11 protein-coding genes are annotated in these 13397 nt (G+C 72.9%); 9 read left to right on the top strand and 2 right to left on the bottom strand.

What is annotated here, in order from left to right; all coding sequences use genetic code 11:
* Positions 1-465: 465 nt before the first annotated feature.
* Positions 466-1230 carry a FadR/GntR family transcriptional regulator gene (locus Q2K16_RS07090; RefSeq protein ID WP_145919545.1) on the bottom strand — a complete coding sequence of 255 codons (765 nt, stop codon included), beginning with the start codon at positions 1228-1230 and terminating at the stop codon, positions 466-468.
* A 151-nt stretch (positions 1231-1381) separates the two neighbouring features.
* Between Q2K16_RS07090 and Q2K16_RS07085 the strand changes: the two genes are divergently transcribed.
* The 9 genes from Q2K16_RS07085 (at position 1382) to Q2K16_RS07045 (ending at position 11612) form a co-directional block, all read left to right on the top strand.
* Positions 1382-2650, top strand: coding sequence for an ABC transporter substrate-binding protein (locus Q2K16_RS07085; RefSeq protein WP_302744266.1), 1269 nt, complete (start codon positions 1382-1384; stop codon positions 2648-2650).
* A 3-nt stretch (positions 2651-2653) separates the two neighbouring features.
* Positions 2654-3619 carry a carbohydrate ABC transporter permease gene (locus Q2K16_RS07080; protein ID WP_302744265.1) on the top strand — a complete coding sequence of 322 codons (966 nt, stop codon included), beginning with the start codon at positions 2654-2656 and terminating at the stop codon, positions 3617-3619.
* A complete protein-coding gene (locus Q2K16_RS07075) occupies positions 3619-4446 on the top strand; it encodes a carbohydrate ABC transporter permease (protein WP_302744263.1) in 828 nt (275 codons plus the stop codon). Before Q2K16_RS07080 ends, Q2K16_RS07075 begins: the two co-directional genes overlap by 1 nt.
* 1 nt (position 4447) lies before the next feature.
* Complete coding sequence (locus Q2K16_RS07070; RefSeq protein ID WP_302744262.1) at positions 4448-5686, top strand: mandelate racemase/muconate lactonizing enzyme family protein; 1239 nt, start codon at positions 4448-4450, stop codon at positions 5684-5686.
* A 21-nt stretch (positions 5687-5707) separates the two neighbouring features.
* Complete coding sequence (locus Q2K16_RS07065) at positions 5708-6532, top strand: zinc-dependent alcohol dehydrogenase (RefSeq protein WP_302744261.1); 825 nt, start codon at positions 5708-5710, stop codon at positions 6530-6532.
* Positions 6529-7290 (top strand): SDR family NAD(P)-dependent oxidoreductase, encoded by a 762-nt coding sequence (locus Q2K16_RS07060; RefSeq protein WP_302744260.1) that lies wholly within the window; start codon positions 6529-6531, stop codon positions 7288-7290. Before Q2K16_RS07065 ends, Q2K16_RS07060 begins: the two co-directional genes overlap by 4 nt.
* Positions 7287-8150 (top strand): amidohydrolase family protein, encoded by an 864-nt coding sequence (locus tag Q2K16_RS07055; RefSeq protein WP_302744259.1) that lies wholly within the window; start codon positions 7287-7289, stop codon positions 8148-8150. Before Q2K16_RS07060 ends, Q2K16_RS07055 begins: the two co-directional genes overlap by 4 nt.
* Complete coding sequence (locus Q2K16_RS07050) at positions 8147-9130, top strand: aldo/keto reductase (protein WP_302744257.1); 984 nt, start codon at positions 8147-8149, stop codon at positions 9128-9130. Before Q2K16_RS07055 ends, Q2K16_RS07050 begins: the two co-directional genes overlap by 4 nt.
* Positions 9131-9215: 85 nt before the next feature.
* Entirely contained in the window at positions 9216-11612 is a 2397-nt protein-coding gene (locus Q2K16_RS07045; protein WP_302744255.1) for an RICIN domain-containing protein, read from the top strand.
* Between the two features lie 78 nt (positions 11613-11690).
* Here the strand turns inward: Q2K16_RS07045 and Q2K16_RS07040 are convergent, their stop codons facing one another.
* On the bottom strand, positions 11691-13388 hold the full coding sequence (locus Q2K16_RS07040) for a tetratricopeptide repeat protein (protein WP_302744254.1): 1698 nt from the start codon (positions 13386-13388) through the stop codon (positions 11691-11693).
* Positions 13389-13397 lie beyond the last annotated feature (9 nt).

Raw genomic sequence — 13397 nt, 5'->3', positions numbered from 1 at the left:
GGGCGTCACGCCCCGGTGGACTCCCCGGACTCCGCTGGCGTGCCGGCCCTCCGCCGGTGCTGTCGGGACTCGTCCGGGCCGCCCGCCGTGCGGGTACGCGGGTGTGGCGTCACGGTCGGCAATCGCGCTCCCGGCCGGCCGGGGACGGCACTGCGGTCGGCGCGCGGTCGGGTCAGGACCCCACGGTGGCGGTGGACGACGTGCGCCGGGGGATTCCGGGCGCGTCGAGGTGTCGATGCGACCCGGCGGCGTACAGCGTCCACGGAGGTGCCCGGAGGTGTCCGACGTCGCCCGTGCCCGCACTCCGCTCCGCCGACCGGTCCGGGGCGGAGCGGGGAGCGTGCCCTTCGCTCCCGTGGCCGACGGTATCTTGTTATCGTTAACACCCGCAAGCCATTGATGTCCGTTGGTTGCGCGGCGTCGTTTCCCACCGCCGGGCGGTGGCCGGTCGACCGGGCCGGCGGGTCAGCGCACCAGTCGCCCGGTGTCCGGTCCGCCCCGCCGGACCAGCCACGCCTCGGTGATGTGGGTGACCATGGCCTCGGCCGCGCCGTCCGGGTCGTGGGCCGCGATGCGCTCGTAGATCCTCCGGTGCCCCCGGTTGGACGCCACGCACAGGGCCCGTTCGGACCGGCCCATGTAGCGGGCGGTGTTGACCACCTGGCTCTCCAGCGACCGCACCACGCCCCGGGCGATCCGGTTGCCGGACGCCTGCATGATCACGTCGTGGAACGCCCGGTCGTGCTCGTGGTAGGCGACCTGGTCGCCGACCAGTTCGTCCATCCGGTCGACCAGGGCGCGCAGCCGGTCGAGGGTCTCCTGGTCGGCCAGCCGGGCGGCCACGTTGGCCATGTCGGACTCCAGCACCCGCCGGGTCGCCACCAGGTCGTCGAGGATGGTCAGGCTGTCGTCCTCGGCGATGGTCGCGGCGAGCACGAGCTCGTCGAGCATGTCCCACATCGACGGTGGGGTGACGATGGTGCCGCTGCCCTGGCGGACCTGCACCAGGCCCTTCTCCTGGAGGATCTTCACCGCCTCCCGGACGACCGTACGGCTGACCGAGAACGCCTCGCACAGCGCCGGCTCGGGCGGCAGCGGGGCACCTGGCGGATGAACTCCGCGTACGATGCGTTCCACCAGTTCCGCGGTGACCGCCGTGGCGAGGTTGGCCGGTCGTCGTGCCCAGCTCGGCGGCGTCGACGCGTTCAGGGTGACCTCCCGTGCCGTCATGTCCCCTCCAGTGACTCCCGCGGACCGCGCCACGACCTGACTGCCGCGAATTCTACGGCCCACTGTTGACGTCATACGTCATACGAGTTACTTTCTCGTCAATTCATGCGTCTCGATCAGCGCTATCGACCGAGTTCGAAGGTGAGCAGCGATGAAGCAGCGAGCAGTGTGGTCAGCCGTCCTCGTCGCGGCGCTGGCGCTGGCCGGCTGCGGGAGCGCCGGCGGGACGCGTTCCCCCTCCGGCGGGGCGGACGGGAAGCTGGTGGTCTGGGACTGGAAGTCCGGCGAGGCATCCGCCGCAGCGTACCTGCAGAAGGCGAAGGCCGACTTCGCCCGTAAGCACCCCGGCGTCACCGTCGAGTTCGTCGCCCAGCCCTTCGAGCAGTACTACACGCTGCTCGGCACGGCGATCCAGGCCGGCAGGGGCCCGGACGTGATCCTGTTCAACGGCGGCGGCCAGATCCGGGACCGGGCCGACGCCCTGCTGCCCCTCGACGAATACCTGGCCGAGGACCGGCAGCGGCTCACCGGCTGGGAGGCGTTCAGCAAGGACGGCAAGACCTACGCCGGCCCGGTCACGTTGCAGGGCCACCCGATCTACTACAACCGGACCCTCTACGAGAAGGCCGGCCTCGACCCGGCCAAACCCGCCACCACCTGGTCGACGTTCGTCGCCGACTGCGCCACCATCACCACCCGGACCGGCGCGAAGTGCTTCGCCCTGGGCAACAAGGAGGGCTTCGGCATCCAGTTCTTCCTCTCCGCCCTCGGCTCCGGAGTGCTCACCCCGCAGGAGTACGACGACTGGATCGCCGGCCGGCGGAACTGGAACTCCCCGCACGTCAAGCGGATCTTCGCGCTCTGGAAGGAGACCCAGGACGCCAAGCTCAACAGCGACGGGGCGAACTCGACGGCGATGTTCAACGACTCGTTCGCGATCTTCCAGTCCGCCAAGGCCGCCCACGTCATCGGGCTGATGTCCGACGTCGGGCACTGGAAGGACTTCAGCGAGTTCCTCACCGCCGAGAAGCTCGGCGTGATGCGCGCCCCGGTCGTCGAGCCCGGCGCCACCCCGAGCCTGCCCTACGACGGCGGCATCGGCTACGGGGTCGCCAAGTGGACCAGGGACCCGAAGGTCGCCGCCGACCTGGTGCGCTCGCTGACCTCGACCGACGCGCTGAAGTCGTTCTACGCCGACGCCGGGGCGATCGCCGCCGACACCACCATCGACGTCTCCCAGGGCGGCCCGGCGGTGACCGCCATCGTCGCCGACCTCAAGGCCGGCAAGCCCGCCCTGCACGTGGCGCTGTCCTCGAAGACCCTGGACCTGATGGGCCGGCTCTCCCAGCAACTGCTGAGCGGCTCGGTCACCGTCGACGAGGCGGTGAAGCAGCTGGCCGCCTCCGACCAGGCCGGCTGAGCCGTGCCGGTCGACGAGGTGACGCCGGCGGTCCGCCCGGCCCCCGCCGGCCCGCCGCGACGGGCCGCGTCGGGGTCGCGGGCCACCCCGCGTCGCGGTCGCGGCGGCCGGCGCTCCGAGCGCCTCGCCCCGTACGTGCTGCTGGCCCCGGCCCTGCTGATCCTGCTGCTGCTGCGGTTCTGGCCGCTGCTGCTGGGGGTGAACTTCTCGCTCACCGGCGACGGCGAGCGCGACGGGTCGGCGGTCGGCCTGGCCAACTACCTGGAGCTGCTGCGGGACCCGCTGTTCCTGGGCGCGCTGCGCAACGTCGGGCTGCTCGTGCTGCTGCTGCCGGTGGCGGTGGCGATTCCCGGCCTGCTGGCCACCTTCGTCTACCTGCGGGTCCCCGGGCACCGGCTGTACCGCAGCGTCTACTTCTTTCCCGCCGTGCTGTCCCCGGTCATCGTCGGGGCCATCTTCAACCTCCTGCTCGCCTTCGACGGTCCGCTCAACGCCCTGCTCGGCGGGGTCGGCCTGGGGCCGGTGGACTGGCTGGGCGACCCGGACGTGGCGATGTTCGTGGTGGTCGGGGTGCACGTCTGGGCGACCTTCGGGATGGCGCTCGTGGTGTTCCTCGCCGGTTTCGCCACCCTGGACGCCTCCCTGCTGGACGCCGCCCGGGTGGACGGCGCGTCGCTGCCCCAGACCATCCGGCACGTGATCGTGCCCAGCCTCTCGCGCACCATCCAGTTCGTCGTCGTCACCACGATGATCGGGATGCTGACCTCGATGTTCGGTCTGCTCTACGTGATGACCAGCGGCGGCCCGGAGGGCTCGACCTACCTGCCGGAGTACTACATCTGGATCCAGCAGGGGCAGCTGAACCGGCCGGCGCTCGCCTCGGCCGCCTCGACGGTGCTCTTCCTCATCATGCTCGTGGTGGGGCTGTTGCAGATCAGCCTGCTCCGGCGGGCGGTGAGGGAGGCGTGATGTCCCACCTGCGGTGGGGGCGGTGGCTGCTCGCCCTCCCGATGGCCGTCCTGGCCCTGGCGACCGTCTACCCCCTGGCGTTCACCCTCAACGTGGCGATGAAGACCCGCCGCGAGTACGTCCTCGACCGGTTCTCCCTGGCCGACGCGCTGCGCTGGGAGAACATCGACACGGCGTGGAACAGCGTGGGGATGGCCCGCTACCTGGCCAACTCGGTGGGCGTGGTGACGGTCTCGGTGCTCCTGCTGCTGCTGTTCGGCTCGATGGCCGGTTTCGCGTTGAGCCAGCTGCGGTTCCGGGGCTCGTCGGTGCTCTTCCTGTGCTGCCTCGCGGCGCTGTTCGTGCCGTTCCAGGTGATCATGGTGCCGTTGGCCCGGGTGATGGCGGACGCCGGCCTGGTCGACACCTACCCGGGGCTCGTGCTGGCCTACGTGGCGCAGTTCCTGCCGTTCACGATCTTCCTGATGACCAGCTACTACAGGACCATCCCGACGGAGATCATCGACGCGGCCCGGATCGACGGCAACAGCGTCTACGGGGTCTACCGGCGGATCATGCTGCCGCTGGGCACCCCGGCGCTGCTGTCGGTCGGCATCCTCGACGCCCTGTTCTGCTGGAACGACGTGCTGATCGCGCTGCTGCTGATGCCCTCGGCCGAGCACCGCACCCTGATGGTCGGGGTGACCTCGCTGCGCGGCCAGTACTCCGACGACATCCCCACCTTCGCCTCCGGGGTGCTGATCGCCGCGGTGCCCGTCCTGGTGATCTACCTCTTCCTCCAGCGTCAGATCGCCGACGGTGTCGCCGCCGGCGCCACGAAGGGCTGACATGCGGATCACCGGATACCGGACCCTGACCACCGTGCAGGACTGGGGGCGGCCCGTCGGCGACGCCAACGGCGTGTTCGCCGACGGGGTGACCGCGGTGCCGATCATCCTGGTCGAGACCGACGAGGGCATCACCGGCGTCGGCCTCGGGCCGCACACCGACCTCGAACGGATCTTCGCCGCGATCGACGGGGAGGACCCCCGCGCGGTGACCACCCTCTACGACCGGATGCTGCGGCAGACCTTCAAGGCGGGCCACGCCGGCTCGGTGTTCGGCACCATCGGGGCGCTGGACACCGCGCTGTGGGACATCAAGGCCCAGGTGGCGGGGCAACCGCTGTGGCGGCTGCTCGGCGGGCGTGACAGGCGGGTGCCCGCCTACGCGTCCGGCCTGGACATCGGCCTGGACGACGACGCGCTCGCCGCGGCCTACACGGTCTACGCCCGGCACGGGCTGCGGGCCGCCAAGCTCAAGGGCGGCCTCGACATCGACCGGGACCGGCACCGGCTGCACGTCGTCCGGGAGGTGCTGACCGAGGCCGGCCGGGGGCAGCGGCCCGGCCTGATGCTCGACGTGAACGAGGCGTGGACCCGCAAGCAGGCGGTCCGGCACGTGTGCGAACTCGAACGCACCCTGGATCTCGTCTGGATCGAGGAACCCGTCCGCCGGTGGGACGCCGAGGGCCTGGCCGTCGTCGGGCGCGGGGTCCGGGCGTCGGTCGCCACCGGGGAGAACCTCACCGGCCTGGAGCAGTACCGGCCGTTGCTCGCCGCCGCCGCGGTCGACGTCGTGCAGATGGCGGCCGTGTGGGGGGTCACCCACTTCCTGCGGGTGTCCGCCCTGGCGCACGCCTACGACCTGCCGGTCAGCCCGATCGGCAACCACCCCGTCGGTCTGCTGCACGCCGCCACGTCGGTGCCCAACCACATGGTCAGCGAGTTGCAGGATCTCCACCCGCCGGTCGGGATCACCCGCGACCTGCACGTCGAGGACGGCGCGTTCGTCCTCGGCGACACCCCGGGGCTGGGCGTCACGGTCTGCGAGGAGGAGATCGGCAGGTACCCGCGCCGCTCCGACGTACCGACGCCGGACGGTCCCAACGTACGACCGGAACGGGCCGGCCGTCGGCTGCTGGCCGTGTCCGACCCGGCCGCCACCCCGGCGGGCCGGTACGCCGCGCCGCTGCCCGGTGCGCCGACGCACCACCACGACGGCCTGCCGTCCGCCGTCCCGCACTGACCCGACCGCGAGGGAGCACGTATGAAGGCAGTGGTCTACCGCAGCGCCCGGCACCTGGAGGTGCAGCGGCGCGCGCCGGAGCCGCCGGGGCCGGGCCAGCTGCGGATCGCGGTGGCCTACACCGGGATCTGCGGCACCGACTTCCTCGGGGTGGACTCGCCCGGCGCGATGCAGTCCTCCTGGACCGTCCCGGCCGACCTGGTGGTGCCGCTCCCCGACGACCTGCCCCTGGACCGGGCCGCCCTGGTCGAACCGGTCGCGGTCGCCGTGCACGACGTACGGCGGGGCCGGGTGACCGACGCCGACCAGGTGGTGGTCGTCGGCGGCGGGCCGATCGGCGTGCTCGTCGCCACCGTGGCCCGGCACCGGGGTGCGCGGGTCCTGTTGGTCGAACCGGACCCGTTCCGCCGGTCGGTGGCCGCCGGGGTCGGGATCGACGCGGTCGACCCGGCCGACACCGACGTGGTGGCGCTGGTCGACGGGCGTACCGACGGCGCGGGCGCGGACGTGGCGTTCGAGGTGTCCGGTTCCGCCGCCGGGGTCGACACCGCCGTCGACGTGCTGACCACCCGGGGCCGGCTGGTCATGGTGGCGATCCATCCGCAGCCCCGGCCGGTGGACCTGCACCGGGTCTTCTGGCGCGAGCTGGAACTGCTCGGCGCGCGGCTCTACCAGCGCGAGGACATGGTGGAGGCGGTCCGGCTGGTCGCCTCCGGCGTGGTGCCGGCCGGGCAGCTCATCTCCCGGGTGGTGCCCGTCGAGGCGGCGGGCTCGGCGTTCACCGCCATCGAGGAGGGCGGCGGCGTGCTGAAGGTGCTGCTCGACTGGCAGGAGGCCGACAGGTGAACGCCCTGTTCGACCTCTCCGGCCGCACGGCCGTGGTGACCGGCGCGCGCCGGGGCATCGGGCTGGCCATGGCTGAGGCGCTGGCCGTCGCCGGTGCCGACGTCGTCGGCGTCTCGGCGCACCTGGAGGCCACCGGCAGCGAGGTGGAGCAGCGGGTACGCGCGGCGGGCCGTGCGTTCACCGCCCTGCGCGCCGACCTGGCCGACCGGGCCGAGGTCCGCCGCCTCGTCGCGGACCTGCACGCGCTCGGCCCGGTCGACATCCTGGTCAACAACGGCGGCACGATCGCCCGCACCCCGGCCGCCGAGCACCCCGACGAGATGTGGGACCACGTCATCGAGGTGAACCTGACCAGCCAGTTCGTGCTCAGCCGGGAGATCGGCCGGGAGATGGTGGCCCGGGGACGAGGGAAGATCATCTTCACCGCGTCGCTGCTCAGCTTCCAGGGCGGCATCACCGTCCCCGGCTACGCCGCCGCGAAGTCCGGCCTCGCCGGGCTGACCAAGGCGCTGGCCAACGAGTGGGCGGCACACGGGGTCAACGTCAACGCCATCGCCCCCGGCTACATCGCCACCGACAACACCCGGGCGCTACGCGAGGACCCGGAACGCGACCGGGCCATCCTGACCCGCATCCCGGCCGGCCGGTGGGGAGCCGCCGACGACCTCGCCGGCGCGACGGTGTTCCTGGCCGCCCCGGCGTCCGACTACGTCAACGGCATCGTCCTGCCCGTCGACGGCGGATGGCTGGGCCGATGAGCGCGCCACCCGGCACCGTCGACGCCCACCACCACCTCTGGGTGCGGGCCCGGCACCCGCAGCCCTGGATCGACCCGGCCACCATGGCCGCCATCGACGCCGACTTCACCCCGGACGACCTGGCCCGGGTCACCCGCGCCGCCGGGGTCACCGAGACCGTGCTGGTACAGGCCAACTCCACCGAGGTCGAGACGGTGGACCTGCTGGGTGTCGCCGCCGACAACCCGCTCGTCCGGGGGGTCGTCGGCTGGCTGGACGTCACGGCCGCCGACGTCACCGACCGGCTGGCCCGGCTCCGGGAGGCCCGGGGCGGCCACCTGCTGGTCGGCGTCCGCTACAGCGTGCAGGACGAGCCCGACCCGGCGTTCCTGGACCGGGCCGACGTGCGGCGGGGAATCACCGCGGTGGGCGCCGCCGGTCTCGCCTTCGACCTGCTCGTCCGGCAGCACCAACTGGGCGCGGCCGGCCGGCTGGCCCGCGACCTGGCCGAGGTGCGGTTCGTCCTGGACCACCTCGGCAAACCCGCCCTCGGCGGGACGGACCTCGACGACTGGGCCCGCGACCTGCGCGCCCTGGCCGTCCCGGCCAACTCCACGGCGAAACTCTCCGGCCTGGTCACCGAGGTGCACCGGTCACCCTGGACACCGCGGGACCTGCGCCCGGCCGTCGAGCACGCCCTCGACGCGTTCGGCCCGGACCGGCTGATGTTCGGCTCCGACTGGCCGGTCTGCCTGCTCGCCAGCACGTACGACAGGTGGGTCGACACACTGGCGGAGCTGCTCGACCCGCTCGGCGACGACGAGCGGGCGGCGATCTGGCGGCACACCGCCCGCCGGGTCTACCGACCGGAGTCGTCGTGAGGGCCCGTCCGCTGCCACGGCGGCCCTCGGTACGCCTCACCGGGCTGGGGTTCGGCGCGGCACAGGCCGGCAACCTCTACCGGACCACCACCGACGAGGAGTTCACCGCCGCCGTCGACACCGCCTGGGCGGGCGGCCTGCGCTACTACGACACCGCGCCGCACTACGGGCTCGGGCTGTCCGAACGGCGCATCGGCGCGGCGCTGCGTACCCGGCCGCGCGACGAGTACGTGGTGTCGACGAAGGTCGGCCGGCTGCTCCTACCGTCGCCGCAGGACGCGCACCGGCGCGACCCGGAAGGGTTCGACGTGCCCGCCGACCACCGGCGGGTCTGGGACTTCAGCCGCGACGGCGTGCTCCGCTCGCTGGAGTCCAGCCTGGCCCGCACCGGCCTGGACCGGGTGGACGTCGTCTACCTGCACGACCCCGACGACCACTGGGAACAGGCCGCCACCGAGGCGGTGCCCGCCCTGGTGGAGCTGCGCGACCAGGGCGTCGTGGGGGCCATCGGGGCCGGCATGAACCAGTCCCACCTGCTCACCCGGTTCGTCGAGGAGACCGACGTCGACGTGGTGATGTGCGCCGGCCGGTACACCCTGCTGGAACAGCCGGCGCTGGCCGACCTGCTGCCCGCCGCCGAGCGCCGGGGCGTCGGCGTGGTGGTCGCCGGGGTCTACAACTCCGGCCTGCTGTCGCAGGACCGGCCCCCGGCCGACGCGACCTACAACTACCAGCAGGCCCCGCCGGAGCTGATCGACCGGGCCCGCCGGATCGCCGACGTCTGCCAGGCGTACGGCGTCACCCTGCCGCAGGCGGCGCTCGCCTTCGTCCGCTCCCATCCCGCCGTCGTCTCGACGGTCGTCGGCCTGCGTAACCGCGCGCAGGTCACGCAGACGCTGGCCCGCGCGGACGCCGACGTCCCGGCGGCGCTGTGGCCGGCGCTGCGGGCCGCCGGACTGCTCGCCCCGGTCGCGGCATGATTCCACCGCGACGCCGGGCACCCCACCACCCCACCACCCCACCACCCCACCACCCCACCACCCCACCACGATTGGAGTCCCACCCGTGTCCGTCCCGACATCACCCGCCCGGCGTCGGCCGGTGCTGGCCGGCCTGGCCGCCACGGCGCTCGCCGCCACGGTCGCCGCGCTCGCCCCGGCCGGTCCCGCCCTCGCCGCCACCACCACCCTCTACGCGTCCCCCGCCGGCAGCGGCACCGCCTGCTCCACCAGCCAGCCCTGTTCGCTGACCGAGGCGCAGAACGCGGTCCGGTCCCGCACCGCCGGGATGTCCGGCGACATCGTCGTCGAGCTGGCCGACGGCGTCTACCGGCTGGCCGCGCCGCTGCGGTTCACCGCCGCCGACTCCGGCACCAACGGCTACACCGTGACCTGGCGGGCCGCCGCGTCGGCCCGCCCGCAGATCAGCGGGGCCCGCGCGGTCACCGGCTGGTCGCAGGTCGACGCCGGCAGGAACATCTGGCGGGCGAGCGTGCCCGCCGGGCTCGACAGCCGGCAGCTCTACGTCAACGGGGCGGTCGCCACCCGGGCCCGCACCGCCGTGAACCGGGCCGACTTCACCTTCACCACCAGCGGCATGCGGTTCAGCACCAGCGCGTTGAGCTACCTCAACAACCTGGGCAACCAGAACCGGGTCGAGGTGGAGAGCGTCGGGTCGTTCACCGACAGGTACTCCCCGGTGCAGAGCATCAGCGGCAACGTGCTCACCATGCAGCAGCCGGCCTGGAACAACAACACCTTCGGCTTCGACACCCTGTCCAAGCCGCACCGCGCCGGCCCGTTCTACCTGGCCAACGCGTACGAGTTCCTGGACAGCCCGGGGGAGTGGTACCTGAACCCGGGCAGTGGGCAGCTCAACTACATCCCGCTGGCCGGGCAGAACATGAACAGCGTCAGCGTGGAGCTGCCGCAGCTGCAGTCGCTGGTGAACGTCGGCGGCAGCTACGACGCCCCGGCGCACCACATCGCGTTCAGCGGGATCACCTTCACCGGCACCAGCTGGCTCGGCCCGAGCAGCAGCAACGGCTTCGCCGACCAGCAGACCGGCGCGCACATCACCGGCACCTGGGCCCGCCCGGCCGACGCGCTGACCTCCTGCCAGGAGGGCTGCCCGCTGTTCGAGGCGACCCGGCCGAACTGGAACCAGATGCCGGCCGCCGTGCAGGTCTCCGCCGCCAACACCATCACCTTCAGCGACTCCCAGTTCGTCAACCTCGGGCAGACCGCCATCGGCATCGGCAACGACGCCAACGCGCACGCCAGCGGGGTCGGCCTGGGTGCCAGCAACATCACCGTCACCCGCTCCGAGATCGCCCGCAGCTCGGCCGGCGGCGTGGTGGTCGGCGGGGTCCGCGCCGACGCCCACCACCCGGGTGACCAGCGGATGACCAACCGGAACATCACCATCAGCAACAACCGGGTGCACGACCTGGGTCTGGAGTACCGGGGCGTGGTGTCGATCCTGACCACGTACGTGAACACCTCGCTGGTGTCGCACAACGAGGTGTACAACATGCCGTACACCGGGCTGTCGGTCGGGTACGGCTGGGGCGCCAACGACGCGGGCGGCAGCAACCACTACGCCGACCGGGGGCTGTACAACTACCAGCCGCGCTACTCCACCGCCACCACCGCCACCAACAACCAGGTCGTCGGCAACTACGTGCACGACGTCATGCAGCAGATGACCGACGGCGGCTGCATCTACACGCTGTCGGCCAACCCGGGCGGGAGCATCACCGAGAACCACTGCCTGCGCACCAACGGCTGGTTCGGGCTCTACTTCGACGAGGGCTCCCGCTACTACACCGCCCGCAGCAACGTGTTCGCCAACACCGGCACCTGGGCCACCGCCAACTACTGGTACGCCGAGAACATGGGCAACTTCACCGTCACCAACAACTGGTCGACCAACAACAGCACCAACGTGACCAACGGTGACCGGGGCAACGTGGTCAACAACAACACGGTGGTCAGCAACAACAACTGGCCCTCGGGCGCGCAGACCGTGATCGCCAACGCGGGCGTGCAGGGCACCGGCAACCCACCGGCGCAGGGCGTGCAGCTCGTCGGGGTGCAGTCCGGCAGGTGCGCCGAGATCGGCGGCTCCAGCACGACCAACGGCACCCAGGCGCAGCTCTGGGACTGCACCGGCGCGGCCAACCAGCGGTTCACCCAGACCACCGGACGGCAGCTCATGGTCTACGGCGCCAAGTGCCTGGACGCCTCCGGGCAGGGCACCGGCAACGGCACCCAGGTGGTGATCTGGGACTGCAACGGGCAGGCCAACCAGCAGTGGAACGTCAACGCCAACGGCACGATCACCGGCGTGCAGTCCGGCCTGTGCCTGGACGCGAACGGCGCGGCGACGGCCAACGGCACGAAGCTGATCCTCTGGGCCTGCAACGGCGGCACCAACCAGCAGTGGAGCCTGCGCAGCTGACCGGTCGACCGTCGGGGTGCACCGAGCCGGTGCGCCCCGACGTCGTCGCCCGGGACCGTCGCCGCGACGTACGGCCGGTCAGGAGGTGTGCCGGCGGCAGCGGGCGAGTTCGGCGCGCAGCTCGCGGCGTAGCGACCGGTCCAGGTCGGGCGCGGCGAGCGCGGCGGCGAAGTCCCGGGCGGCGGCGTCCCAGCGGCCGAGCCGGGCCAGCGCCGTGCCCCGGTTGTAGCGGGGCACCGGCGCCGTGGACAGCGCCACCGCCCGGTCCAGGTCGGTCACGGCGGCGTCGACCTCCCCCCGGTCGAACCGGACGGTGGCCCGGTTGGTCCACGCCTCGACCAGTTCCGGGTCGCCGGTCAACGCCCGGCTGAACAGCTCCTCGGCCTCGGCCGCCCGGCCGCGCTCCGAGCGGACCAGCCCCAGCGTGCACAGCAGCGCCGGCTCGTCCGGGGCCAGCGTCAGCCCGGCCCGCGCTGCCGCCTCGGCGGCATCGAGGGCACCCTGCTCCAGGTGCAGGTTGACCAGGGCGATCCGGGCGTCGAGGTGCCCGGGCTCGATGGTCAGCACCCGTTCCAGGTCGTCCCGGGCCCGTCCGGTGCGGCCCCGTTCCTGGTACAGCACCGCCCGGTTGTAGTACGCCTCCGGCAGGTGCGGGCCGAGCCGGATCGCGCTGCCGTGGTCCCGGATCGCGGCCCGGTGTCGCCCGGCCGCCCGGTGCAGGGCGGCCCGGTCCACGTAGTACTCGCAGTTGTCGGGGTCGTGGTCGATCACCGTGTCGAGTTCGGCGCGGGCCCGTTCCGGGTCGCCCAACGCCAGGTAGACCTGGGCCCGGTTGTGCCGCAGCCGGGCCACGTCCTGCGGGCGTTCACCGGGGGCGAGCACCGCCGTCAGCCGGGACAGCCCGTCGTCGATCAGGCGCAGCGCGCGTTCCGGGTGGCCCTCCCGGCTGTCCAGCAGGGCCACCCCCTGCTCGTAGAAGACTGTCGACAGCACCCGCTGCCGGGGGTCGGGCACCGTGTCGGCGAGCTGGAGCGCCTGCGCCAGCCAGTGCCGCGCCCGCGCCGGGTCCTGCGCGTCGGCGGGCAGGTGGCGCGCGTACAGCATGGCGGTGGCGTACGCGGCGGACATGGTGATCTTCGGATCGTCGGTGACGGTCCGGGTCTCGTGGTAGAGGTCGAGCGCCTCGGCGGCCCGGTCCAGCGCCGCCAGGGCGGTGGCCAGGCCGGTGGTGAACGCCCACCAGTGCCGCAGGTCGTCGTGCGGGGTGACCAGGGTGCGGCCGTGCCGGGCGGTGCGGGCCGCGTGGTGGTAGAAGCCGGCGGCCAGGCTCTCGCCCAGGGCGGTGCGCACGGCGTCCGGCCCGGGGTCGGCAGGCGGCCGGTCCGGGCCGTCGTCGCGCAGGTCCAGCCGTACCCGGTCGGTTTCGAGTCGTCCGGCCAGCGCGTCGAGGAGTTCCCTGGTGGTCTCGTCGGCCGCGCCGACGTGGACGAAGCGGAGGGTGACCGGTCGGCGCAGGGTGTCGGCCCAGGCGGCCACGAACTCGGTCACGCCGTAGGCCAGGGCGGCGGTGCGCCGGGCGGGATGGAACCGGATCGGCGCCTCGTCGGCGGCGGTGGGCCGGCCGGGGGCGCGGTGGGGTGCGACGGCCGCCAACTCGACCCGGTGCCTGGCGGCCAGCCGGGGGCGGTCGGCGGCGATCCGGCGGAGCAGGTCGGCGACGCCGGCGTACGGCCCGAGGTCGCGGTGGCAGTCGTGGCGCGGTGACTCGTCGGTCACGGCTGGCCC

The sequence above is a fragment of the Micromonospora cynarisoli genome (genome assembly GCF_030518815.1).
GTDB lineage: Bacteria > Actinomycetota > Actinomycetes > Mycobacteriales > Micromonosporaceae > Micromonospora > Micromonospora wenchangensis.
The sequence above is the reverse complement of the archived record's forward strand: the minus strand, read 5'-3'. Positions and strand labels throughout refer to the sequence as shown.

Excerpts from the sequence above, each read along its gene's own strand:
- Q2K16_RS07090 (WP_145919545.1), bottom strand. The coding sequence starts at position 1,230 with ATGACGGCACGGGAGGTCACCCTGAACGCGTCGACGCCGCCGAGCTGG.
- Q2K16_RS07085 (WP_302744266.1), top strand. The coding sequence starts at position 1,382 with ATGAAGCAGCGAGCAGTGTGGTCAGCCGTCCTCGTCGCGGCGCTGGCG.
- Q2K16_RS07075 (WP_302744263.1), top strand. The coding sequence starts at position 3,619 with ATGTCCCACCTGCGGTGGGGGCGGTGGCTGCTCGCCCTCCCGATGGCC.
- Q2K16_RS07070 (WP_302744262.1), top strand. The coding sequence starts at position 4,448 with ATGCGGATCACCGGATACCGGACCCTGACCACCGTGCAGGACTGGGGG.
- Q2K16_RS07065 (WP_302744261.1), top strand. The coding sequence starts at position 5,708 with ATGAAGGCAGTGGTCTACCGCAGCGCCCGGCACCTGGAGGTGCAGCGG.
- Q2K16_RS07055 (WP_302744259.1), top strand. The coding sequence starts at position 7,287 with ATGAGCGCGCCACCCGGCACCGTCGACGCCCACCACCACCTCTGGGTG.